The sequence below is a fragment of the Mycobacterium sp. genome (genome assembly GCF_035640695.1).
Taxonomy (GTDB): domain Bacteria; phylum Actinomycetota; class Actinomycetes; order Mycobacteriales; family Mycobacteriaceae; genus Mycobacterium.
In genome coordinates this window covers 1-10315 of record NZ_DASQVQ010000078.1, presented here as the reverse complement: position 1 = coordinate 10315, position 10315 = coordinate 1, and the positions used below count along the sequence as shown (strand labels likewise).

Sequence of the window (10315 nt, the reverse complement as noted above, 5' to 3'; positions counted from 1 at the left end):
AGATAGCGATGTAGTGATTTTGCTGCACAGGCCAGACGCGTTTGAGCGCGACGACCCCCGCGGCGGCGAAGCGGACCTCATTATTGCCAAGCACCGCAACGGCCCGACCAAGACCGTCACGGTTGCTCACCAGCTTCACCTCTCGCGCTTCACCAACATGGCGAAATAGTAGACGCGGATGTCGGTTCTCAAAACCCTTGTCCCAGTCTCACTTTCGTGTCACCAAGCATAACACGTTTCAGAGAAATTGCCTCCTACCTGCGCCGTTACACATCGGCATCCGAGGTCGGTACGAAGAAATGACACGAAAGTGAGACAAATCGTAGATGACATCGTGTGAGACACGCCGCATCGCAGCAGGTAGAGGCATCGCCACATGACATCGGAAATGAGAACCGACAGCGGAGCGGCGTACGGAATGCCGCCGCCGCCCCGGACGCAGCACGGGCCCCCGGGCGCGCCGCGCCATCAGGACGGACTGAAAGTCGCGCACGGTTCCACCCGGCTCGAACGCGGGGTTCAAGGCCAGCCATGGCTCGGGGCACAGCAGCCCGCCGCGGATCTCGGCGTCTCCGGGATGCCGCACCCACCGCGCCAGCCGAATCGTCGTCGAACCCAGTCCCGACCACCGCAGACACAACACCCGCCGCATCGGGCTCGTTGGGAACACGGCACCAAGGTGTGGGAAGTCCGCGAAAGCTGTCGACTGCGTAATGCCGGCAACGTGTTTCGGCGCTCACATGAGCTGTTAGCGGTGCCGGTGTGTTGCGGCCGCGCGCAGCGGTTGTCAGAAGCGGTATGGCCCGAGTCGACCCCACACGACCACTGCCGAGAGCGCCAGCAATAGCACGTTGATCGCGATCGGGGAGTACTCGCCGCGGCGGCCGTGGGTCACCGCGGCGCCGATCATCAGCAACACAATGCCCGCGGCGGCGACGGCGACGAGCACCGGGGCGATGCCGACGTTAGGCGGCAAGATGAGCCCGATCGCAGCGAGAAATTCGACGGCGCCGATGAATTTGATGAGTGCGGGGGAGAAGTCGGCGGCCCACGCCATCTGAGGGTTGGCTGCCAGTTGCGTCTTCGATTTGACCAGCTTCATCGAACCGGCGCCCAGCATTGCCACCGCAAGCAATCCGGCGATCACCCATAGGGCAACGTTCATTATCTTTTCCTCTCTTGGGCGCACACGCCCACCGCAGGTCCGTAGGCGGCCGTGAGCGAACATTAGACTTGTTACGACAAGCAAATATATGGTAGAATATTGCAGCGTCAAGCAAGTAGTATGCGCGGCATGCCTAATAGGGAATCTGCTCGCGACGCTGAGCCGCTCGCGGCCGACGAAGAAGCATTCGTGAGGGCGTTCGCGCGCGCCGTGGTGGTGGTGCCTCGGTTATTTGACACCGACCTGCAGCGGGAGGAGCACCTCTCGCTCAGTGATTACACCGTGTTGATGCATCTGTCGGAAAGCATGGACCACCGTTTGCGCATGAGCGATCTGGCGACCACGTGTTCGTTGTCGTTGAGCGGTATGACCCGAATCGTGGATCGCCTGGCTCAGCAGGGATGGGTCACGCGGGAACGCTCAAGTTCTGATGGCCGCGGTTGGAATGCGGTGCTCACCGATGCGGGTCTGGCCCGTATCCGCAGCGCCTGGCCCAGTCATCTGCGTAGCGTGCGTCGCCATGTGGTGGATCATGTAACCGACCTCGACCTTCCTGCGATCACTGCGGCTCTGCAGCGTTTTGTCCAAGCTGACCGGTGCGATGATCAGTCGACGACCAGTCACTCTTTTACCGCCTGATCTTGGGCTCGAAGGTTGGGACCGCGGCCCGCGCGGGCCGGGCATATTCGTCGGCGACGCGCGCGATGAGTAGCTCTGCGCCGCTGATTTCGCGTACCCCGGAGACGGAATGCCCGGCGCTGCAGATCCCTGACCAACGGTGCGGGCCTTGGCCCGCGGCGCCGAACAGTTCTTGCTGCCTCCGCCGGCGTGGTGTTCTCGTTGAGGGCCTTGGGGTCGATTCCGGCGGCTTGGACGGAGCGGATCAGCATGCTGGTGGGAAGGCCGGTGAAGGCGCGGGTCAGCTTGACGTCGTCGAGGGTGGCATCGATCAGCATCTGTTTGTACGCCGCCGGGGCGCGGCTTCGGTTGGCAGCGCGATAAGTACAGTCCAATACGATTCGTGTTCGTGTTTTGTGCGCCGTTGGTCAGAACCCGGCGAGGGTAACTGGAGGAGGACGGATGACCAGAGCCGTGACGGCAGTACACAAGGACGGTCTCAGTCGTGAGCAACTCGGCCACATCCGCCGGTTCGAAGTGTTGTCGCGGCTGCAGGAGAATGACTGGTCCGGTATGACCAATCGTGAGGTCGGGCAGGCCGCGTTCGGCGGCTACCGATTCCAGATGGCCTATGGGGCCTACGCCCTCGGGCTTGCCCATCGCCACCGGCTCCCCAATGCTCCGGCGGTGTTCAAGCCGATCTTCGAGCGGCTGATTGCCAAGATGCTTTCCCCGGAGGTGTGGGAGTACTGGGCGCAGGTCAGTCGCGGGGGATCGATCTTCAACGCCCATCTCGCCGATCAACTGAGGGAACGGTGGGATCCGGTCGCCGAGGACAACATCATGTACAGCGCCTATCTCAATTCGATGGCACTGATGTACAACGTGCTGTTCGACGACGATCGCTACGCCAGAGACGGCGCCCTGACAATCGACTACTGGTCGTTCTTCTGGGGTGGCGCACCACGGACCTTCTCTTACGACCAGAACTCGCTCACCGACATCATCTATTGGCAGATGGTCAAGAACGGGTACCTCGGCGTTGCGTGCGAGCCCAATTGCATCTTCCAGATCTGCAATCAGCCGGCGATTCTGGGTTTCCGGTTGCGGGACCAGTTGACCGGTGAGTCGGTCGCCGAGGAGGTCATCGCAGGCTACAAGCAGGCCTGGGCGCGCTACGGCGACCTCGACGCTTACGGCCACTACTTCCCACTGGTGCTCCAAGACAGCGGGGTGGCGCTGCCCAACGACATTGGTAGTGCTAGCGGTGACGCCTGGCTGGGCGCCCTGATGAACATGTGGAACTCCGACTTCGTGCGCCAACACTACGACGAGCAGATGCAGTCTCAGCTGATAGCCGGGCAGGACGGTGCGCTGGACGTCAAGTTCACCGCTCCCCGTGAGGTGATGGGCCGTCTGCAGGACAGCGATCAGAACGAGTTCGGTTGGTCCGCGGTGTGGGCCTCGGAGATGGGCGATCGCGACACGCTGGACGGCCTGTTGGCCCATGCCGACCGTTACATGAACCCGACCTGGGTCGATGGGGTGCTGTATTACCCCCGCAGCGACGCCCGGACCGATGACCAGGGGCATCGCACCCTGGTGGAGCCTCTCACCGGCAACACTCTGCTGGCCTACTCGCGACTCAACACCACCGATGGACTGCGCGCTCTCTTCGAAACACCTTGGGATCGGGCTCATTTCAGGGAGCCACTCGTGGTGGAGTTGTCCGACTCGGTCGACATCACGACCGCGTGGTTCGACCGCGAAAGTCGCCGACTCACGCTGCGGGCGCGACGCCGCCCAGGACACTCTGGACCCTACACGCTGGCACTGAGCAACGTGCCCGGCGATTACTCCCTAACACTGGACGGAGCGCCCGGGAACGACCTGGCCGCCCGGCAGGACGAGACGCTGTCCCTAAAGGTGCCCGACGGCGGCGACCGCCAAATGGTGTTGACGGTACCCACCTGGAATGCGGAATGAGTATTGGGCCAGGACAACTCGAGTTCGAGCTGATCAACCAGGACGGCGCGGCGGTGACGGGCGCCGACCTTCGGGGAAGAAACGTCGTCATGTTCTTCGGATTCACCAACTGCCAGATGGTCTGCCCCACTGCCCTGGGCAAGCTCAGTACAGTCATGCAACGCCTGGGACCGTCATCCTCGCAATTCTGTCCGGTCTACGTCACGGTCGACCCGGACCGCGATACGCCGACCACCATGAAGCAGTACCTCGACAGGACAGCGCCGGGATTCGTCGGGTTGACCGGTGACCCCGGCGAACTCGAACGACTACGCGAGTCCATGAACGTCTTCGTCCGCCGCATCGAGGACCCCGGTGCCCCAGGCGGGTACCGGATGCCGCACACCGCCATCACCTACGTGTTTGACGAAACAGGCTCGTATATAACACATCTCGGCGACGGTGCGTCCGTCGAGGACATGACGAGTCGACTGCAGCGACTCGTGAAGTAGCGGCACGTGGTGGCTGCACCGTGACGAAGTCCAGCATGCCGAGCACGGTTGAACTACACGACGGATCAGTTCTTAGCGAACGGACTACCCAGTCGTCTGTATCGGCGGGAGCACCGGCGCGGGCGCTGTTCAGCCCGACTGCTCGGTTGGCGTCGGCTTTCGCATGGCCCGCGAGGAGCAGGTCCGTCATGTCGCGCGCGTGGTAGCCGGGGAAGGTCTCGACTCCGATGCAGAGATTGCCGATGCCAAAGCATGCAGCGCCTCCGCCAAGACTCGTTCGGCTGCAGCACGGCGGCGGCGGCGTCCAGATCCGCCGATGCCCAACGTCCGCAATGGCGTGTCGACGCAAAGAGCCGAGGCTACCGTCGTAGCCGCTTAGCGTCATCTACCCAAATATGCAGTCAGCCAGTCTTTTAGCCCTACCGACACCAGCGGTAAGTGGCGCAGGCCGATCCACCGTCCCGAAATATCCTGTGGTGCAATACGATAACACACACGGCGACGTTTTACCGGTAATGCGGTCGTCAGTCGTGGATCGGTGAAGGCAAAGCCGCCCCACCACGCCGCACGGTGCACCGCTAGGGTAGGGACCGCAGAACGAAAGTCGCGCCCCGACATGACCGTACCCACCTCCTCCCACGAACGGCGGCTGCTGCCGCTGCTCGCCAACGCGCCCGACGAGCGCAGCGACGCCGCCCACAACCGCCATGTGCTGCTGGACATGGCCACTCAGCTGATCGCCGAATCCGGTGCGGCCGCGTTGACCATCGATGAGCTGGCCCAACGCGCCGGCGTGGGCAAAGGAACCGTCTTCCGACGCTTTGGCAGCCGCTCCGGGCTGATGCTCGCACTGCTCGATCACTCCGAGCGTGAACTGCAGGCCGCCATGATCTCCGGCCCACCCCCTCTCGGCCCGGGCGCCCACCCAACCGACCGCCTCGTCGCGTTCGGCCGTGCCAAACTCGACCTCATTCCGATTCAGGGCGACATGCTCGCCGCTGCAGGCGACGCCGTCTTCAATGACGGCGCCTATTGGATCATGCTCAGCCACATCCGAATCCTGTTGCGGCTGGCCGACGCTAGAGGCGATCACCTTCTGACAGCGCAACTACTACTCGCCGGCCTGGACGCGCGCTTGGTACTGCACCAAATCCGTGAGCAAAACATTCCCCTCGCCCAAATAGCCGACAACTGGGAATTCGCCGCCCGTCGACTCGCCGAAAGCGATGCTGTCGGATCTGGATAGGCAGGCCCGAACTATTGCGGACCGGCTGCGGATTTGATGAGCCGGGCTCGGCGTCGTGCCTTGTTGGCGGGCAAGGTCAAGCGCGCCGATCACGGCTCCGTTGTTCGCCCGTTTTCTGTGCAGCGGTCCCGCCCTAGGAGCTGAGTCCTGCACAACCGTACGGTTATAGGATCCGCCACGAACTTGAGAAAAACCCGTCCGCCATTTTGATGAGAATTCTGCAAAGGTGCAGGTGCGAGTATCGGTATCCGCCACGCAGTTTGGGAACCTACAGAGCTCTAATGGATGAGGCCGGTCGCCCCCGTACGTCGTTCGGTGGGACCCCGTTTCACGACCAGCAGCGCCAAGCCCGCTGGTAGCCCCTCGATAGCGAAGTGCCCATACCGCCCCATTGCGGGTCGCGTGTAGCCTTCACCGCTGCCTCCAACTATGAGGCAAAATTTCATGACGGTTTCAGTTGAGCAAAGGTACTGCAGCTTACCCGCGATGCGAGGGCAGATATCGGCTGTTCGGATTTAGCGTTGGCTGCTATGGCCGGACTCAACAATTGCGTGAAGCGCTGGCGCACAGCGCTTCACGCAATTGTGTTGGCATTCATGGTTGCTGTCCTCGGGCTCGCCATCACCCCCGTAGCTCATGCGGCTGCGGCCACGGCGACGTTGTCGGTGTCACATACGTGGCAGACCGGTTTCATCGCCCACTTCACCATCACCAACTCGAGTACGGTGCCGCTAACCGATTGGAAGCTTGAATTCGACTTGCCGGTGGGAGAAGGTGTCTCGCACACGTGGAACAGCACCCTTACCCAATCCGGCACGCACTATGTTCTCACCCCCGCGAATTGGAATCGCGTCATTGCACCCGGTGGCTCAGCCACAGGTGGTCTAAGGGGCGTGCTGACCGGTTCCTACTCGCCACCGGCGAATTGTGTGCTCAACCGGCAAATTTTTTGCACTTAGAGGCTCGCGTAAGCTGCGGCTGCGCTTGCTGCGGATCCGTTTCAGTCTTCGGCTACGCGCAGGATCGTCTTGCCAGGGATGCGCTTGTCGGGAGCGAATGCAGCGGCGGCTTCGGCGAGTGGCAACACGGCGCCTACCACCGGTTTGAGGCGTCCATCCCGTACTCGCGCGGCGAGGTCGGCGAGCCGGGCGCGATCGGCTTCGACAACGAAGAATAAAGCCCGCCCCTCGCGCGGCTGGGTCTGCGGCGGCTCGGCGATGGTGACAAGCGTTCCGCCGGCGCGCACCAGTGCGGCCGAGCGGGCCAGAATGTCTCCGCCGATCACGTCGAACACCACGTCAACTTCCCCTGCATCCTCAAGCTTTTCGGCATCCAAGTCGAGGAAGGTATGGACGCCGAGCGCGGCCGCCCGGTCTCGATCTGCGGTGCGTCCGGTGCCGATGACGCGCGCGCCGACCTCGCGAGCGAGCTGCACCGCGATCGACCCAACCGCACCCGCGGCCCCGTGGATCAGGACCGTTTGTCCAGCGGAGAGGCGGCCATGGTCGAACAGACCCTGCCAGGCGGTCAATCCGGAGATCGGCAGCGCGGCGGCCACAGTGTGGTCCATATCGATTGGCAGCGGTGCGAGGTTGCGAGCTTCCACCGCCGTGTACTCCGCCAGCGAGCCGTTGCGGGACCAGTCGGTCAACCCGAACACCCGCTGACCCACGCTCAATCCGGTGGTGCCGTAACCTAACTCAACCACGACCCCGGATAGATCGTGGCCGAGCACGCTCGGTGTGCGGTCACGGCCCGCGCGGTCGGTCCAGGTGTCCGGCCAGTCCAGCTCCGTGGGTATGAAAGCCGCGGCGTGTACGCGCACGACGACATCGTTCGTGGCGGCCTCGGGGCGGGGCAGCTCTGTCAGCGACATGCCGGCGACACCGGCGTCACGATCTGAAACAGTGATGGCTTGCACTACAGGTCCTTCCTGATGTGGGGGCATTGTGGTTCCGTTCTCAATGATCAGCTTCCAACGGGTTCATGAAACAAGCGGGGCTTTCATCCCGACGACACCGACAACTCCGCCCTACTCGAGCACTGGACCGCCGGACTGCTCGGTGAACGCCTTCCTCGATTTTGGCTGTCAATCACCCTGTTTCGAGCCGAGGCACCCGGCAGCGACCTAATGGATCAGTGCTCGAACCGGCACGACATCCCACCAGCGCTACAGGCCACCTCACCAACCGGCCGGGGCACGATCTAAGGCTAGAGGCCGAAACTCACTCCGGGCGGCGGAAGTGCTCACCGGTCGGCGGCTCGGTTGACCAGCCTCCCTCGATGAGGGCCAACTTCCCGTCAACGGCACGCTGATCGATACCCATTAGGCGGCTCGGCGCGCAGAGTTGAAAGTGACATGATTATGAGACAAGCCGCCCATGACACGACGTGAGACGCTATGCATCACCGCTGGTCAGCGCACCGCTGCATGACAACGAGTTTGAGAACCGACAGGCAGATGATGTCGATTCCAATTTCGGCGGATGTAGGTTTTCAAATTCGGTGTCATATTCTCATCAGTGATGTATCCGAGACGGCTCGAGTGGTTGGTTTGGCGCAAACACGAGCAGCTCATGTCGCCGAGCCGTTGTAGGCGCCGCGAACCAAGTTCTGCGCCGCGCGGCCAGCCGTCTTCGAGAATGATTCGGTAGCAAGCATGTTCGCCTGTGCGCCGGATGCCTAATCGCGAGTCCGCTGGACGGTGCGGGGAGCGTGACCCATTAAGGTCCGATGCGGATGGGTCCGGGTTCCAGAGGCCGCTACGGGTGGCGAGGGTGAGGGTCGCTTCCGTGCGTTGCTCGCCGGACTCGGCGATCTGCACGCCGAGCTCACGGTCCTGGGTCGCTATCTGTTCAGCGTCATCGACGAGGAGATCGAACTGTCTGCGTGATATCGCCCTGCTAGCCGAGCGTGGTGGGAGGATTGGCGCACGAATCGCGAACTGCTGCGGGGGAGACAGCGATGACGACTGGGAATTTCTGGCCATTCAGTGCTAAGACAGCGTGGTTCACATCCCTGTTGCTGGTTCCGCTGTTGTTCGGACTGGCAGCTCTCCTGCGATGGGTTGGAATTCTGTTCGACGACAGGATTTCCCCGCTCGTCGCGCTTGTCGTCGTAGCTCTTGGGGTCATCCCCGTTCTCGCGCTCATCCTCGAACGGGTTACTTCGGTCAAAGCGGCCGGCGTGGAGGTGAGTTTCGCGGCGGTGCAGAATGCGGTGCAAACGGCGGGGGCGGCGGCGAGGATAAAGATCTCCGGAAACCTCGGGACACCGCCGGGTTCGCCGATCATGGATTCCTCCGGTGGGAGCATCCTTCAAGCCGTAAAGGCGGGTACGGCAAGCCAGGTCGTCGTCGTCGACCTGGGCGACGGACAACAGTGGTGGCAATCGCGCCTGCTGCTGCTAGCCTCCGGGATGTCTCGGCACCGTCCGGGCAGTGCGATCGTGTTCACCGCTCTGCTTGGCGAGCAACCGGATCGGTTCGTCGGGTGGGCACCGTCCGCTGCCGTGGTGAAGTGTCTTCTGGCATCCGACGAGGCGCTTCGCCGCGCCTACCTGTCGGCGTTGCGGGACACCAACCTTGCCGGCCTGGGCACGCCGACCGATTGGGACCATCCCGAACGCGGATTGGAGAGCCCGGTCGCTATGGCCGACGGCAAGAACCTGCCGACTCCGTTCAAGTTCGATGACTTCATCGGTGAGCGGATGCTGTTCGGCCGATTGCTCGAGCTCGAGGGTGGCCACCTCGGCGGCGGAGTCGAAGTAACGGCCTTCGGCGTGAAGACGGAGCTTTTCCCGTCGGTGCTGCACACGGATTCGCTCGCCGAGGAAGTATCGCAAGCCGATCAGCTGCGCACCCTGCTGCGTGCCGAGGACGACTACTTGGCTGTCACTGACCGGGGTCGCTACGTCAACCTGCTGTCGCATCGGGCGGTGGTGAGGGCGGTACTGCGCAGCCTGGCCGCGAGCGAAGTCGCCGGATGACCGCGTGCACCGGCGTGAGGCTCGGCGCCGATGCCGTAATCGCAAAAGCGACCGTCATATGACGGATCATGCGTCCGCTCGCGTCGGTGCACACGGAAGCACTGGGGACTTTCCGAATGGCAGCGGACCCCGTCCTGTAGGAAATGACACGAATACTAGACAAACGCGAATGACATCATGTGAGACACCGGCTATCGCCGCAGGGCAGCTCGTCGCGATATGACACGGAATTTGAGAACCTACAAATGATGATCATGGCGCTGCTTAAGCGTGATTGTACGGCCACCGAAAAAGCGCTCGCACCGCTAGCGCGCGGGGCGATTACTTTCCCGGTGTCCGTTCGGCCTGGGTGGACGACCGCCGAGAGCAGCTTGCCGAGCTGGCGACCACCGCTCGCGCCGCCGCCGCCGACGCGGCCTATGCCGCCGACCAATACCCCAACGCCCAAAGCTTGGCCGAGGCCGTACTGGCCGCCGACCCACTTCGCGAGGCGACCTGGCACACCCTCATGCGGACCCGTAGCGCCGTCGGCGACTACGACGGCGTCATCACCACCTTCGCGCAATGCGAGAAGGCGCTACGCGCCGCCGGGATCACACCCGCCCCCAGCACCCGCACCCTGTTGCACCAACTGCGCCGCTGAGCACCCATTTCGGCTCATTCACGCCCGCAAGGCGACACTCGTGGCAAAGGAAGAACATCGAATGGCATTGAGCACAGAACCTCGGGGATTCACAGAGGCGCCGGACGGCACCCTGGTGCACTTCGTCGACTTGGACTTGCACGCAGAGGCGTTACGCACAGAAGTGGGCGATCCTGTCG

General features: G+C 62.9%; 10 protein-coding genes. 8 read left to right on the top strand and 2 right to left on the bottom strand.

The window, feature by feature from the left end; translation table 11 throughout:
• Positions 1-169: DnaB-like helicase C-terminal domain-containing protein (locus VE759_RS09760; RefSeq protein ID WP_324931022.1), on the top strand; the 169-nt coding region annotated here is incomplete at its 5' end.
• A 618-nt stretch (positions 170-787) separates the two neighbouring features.
• On the opposite strand, the gene VE759_RS09755 is transcribed toward VE759_RS09760, so the two are convergent.
• Positions 788-1165, bottom strand: a complete 378-nt coding sequence (locus tag VE759_RS09755; protein ID WP_324931019.1) for a DoxX family protein — start codon at positions 1163-1165, stop codon at positions 788-790.
• Positions 1166-1294: 129 nt separating this feature from the next.
• Between VE759_RS09755 and VE759_RS09750 the strand changes: the two genes are divergently transcribed.
• The 5 genes from VE759_RS09750 to VE759_RS09730 all read left to right on the top strand — a co-directional run bounded on the left by VE759_RS09750 (position 1295) and on the right by VE759_RS09730 (position 6465).
• Positions 1295-1804 carry a MarR family winged helix-turn-helix transcriptional regulator gene (locus VE759_RS09750; RefSeq protein ID WP_324931008.1) on the top strand — a complete coding sequence of 170 codons (510 nt, stop codon included), beginning with the start codon at positions 1295-1297 and terminating at the stop codon, positions 1802-1804.
• Positions 1805-2245: 441 nt separating this feature from the next.
• On the top strand, positions 2246-3769 hold the full coding sequence (locus tag VE759_RS09745; RefSeq protein ID WP_324931005.1) for a hypothetical protein: 1524 nt from the start codon (positions 2246-2248) through the stop codon (positions 3767-3769).
• Positions 3766-4260 (top strand): SCO family protein, encoded by a 495-nt coding sequence (locus tag VE759_RS09740; protein ID WP_324931002.1) that lies wholly within the window; start codon positions 3766-3768, stop codon positions 4258-4260. The genes VE759_RS09745 and VE759_RS09740 overlap by 4 nt, the downstream gene beginning before the upstream one ends.
• 616 nt (positions 4261-4876) lie before the next feature.
• On the top strand, positions 4877-5506 hold the full coding sequence (locus VE759_RS09735; RefSeq protein WP_324930999.1) for a helix-turn-helix domain-containing protein: 630 nt from the start codon (positions 4877-4879) through the stop codon (positions 5504-5506).
• Between the two features lie 530 nt (positions 5507-6036).
• Positions 6037-6465 carry a cellulose-binding domain-containing protein gene (locus tag VE759_RS09730; RefSeq protein ID WP_324930996.1) on the top strand — a complete coding sequence of 143 codons (429 nt, stop codon included), beginning with the start codon at positions 6037-6039 and terminating at the stop codon, positions 6463-6465.
• Between the two features lie 41 nt (positions 6466-6506).
• On the opposite strand, the gene VE759_RS09725 is transcribed toward VE759_RS09730, so the two are convergent.
• Positions 6507-7427 carry an NADP-dependent oxidoreductase gene (locus VE759_RS09725; RefSeq protein WP_324930993.1) on the bottom strand — a complete coding sequence of 307 codons (921 nt, stop codon included), beginning with the start codon at positions 7425-7427 and terminating at the stop codon, positions 6507-6509.
• 1043 nt (positions 7428-8470) lie between these two features.
• Between VE759_RS09725 and VE759_RS09715 the strand changes: the two genes are divergently transcribed.
• Entirely contained in the window at positions 8471-9493 is a 1023-nt protein-coding gene (locus tag VE759_RS09715) for a hypothetical protein (protein ID WP_324930991.1), read from the top strand.
• 274 nt (positions 9494-9767) lie between these two features.
• Positions 9768-10136 carry a bacterial transcriptional activator domain-containing protein gene (locus VE759_RS09710; protein WP_324930988.1) on the top strand — a complete coding sequence of 123 codons (369 nt, stop codon included), beginning with the start codon at positions 9768-9770 and terminating at the stop codon, positions 10134-10136.
• Positions 10137-10315: the final 179 nt, after the last annotated feature.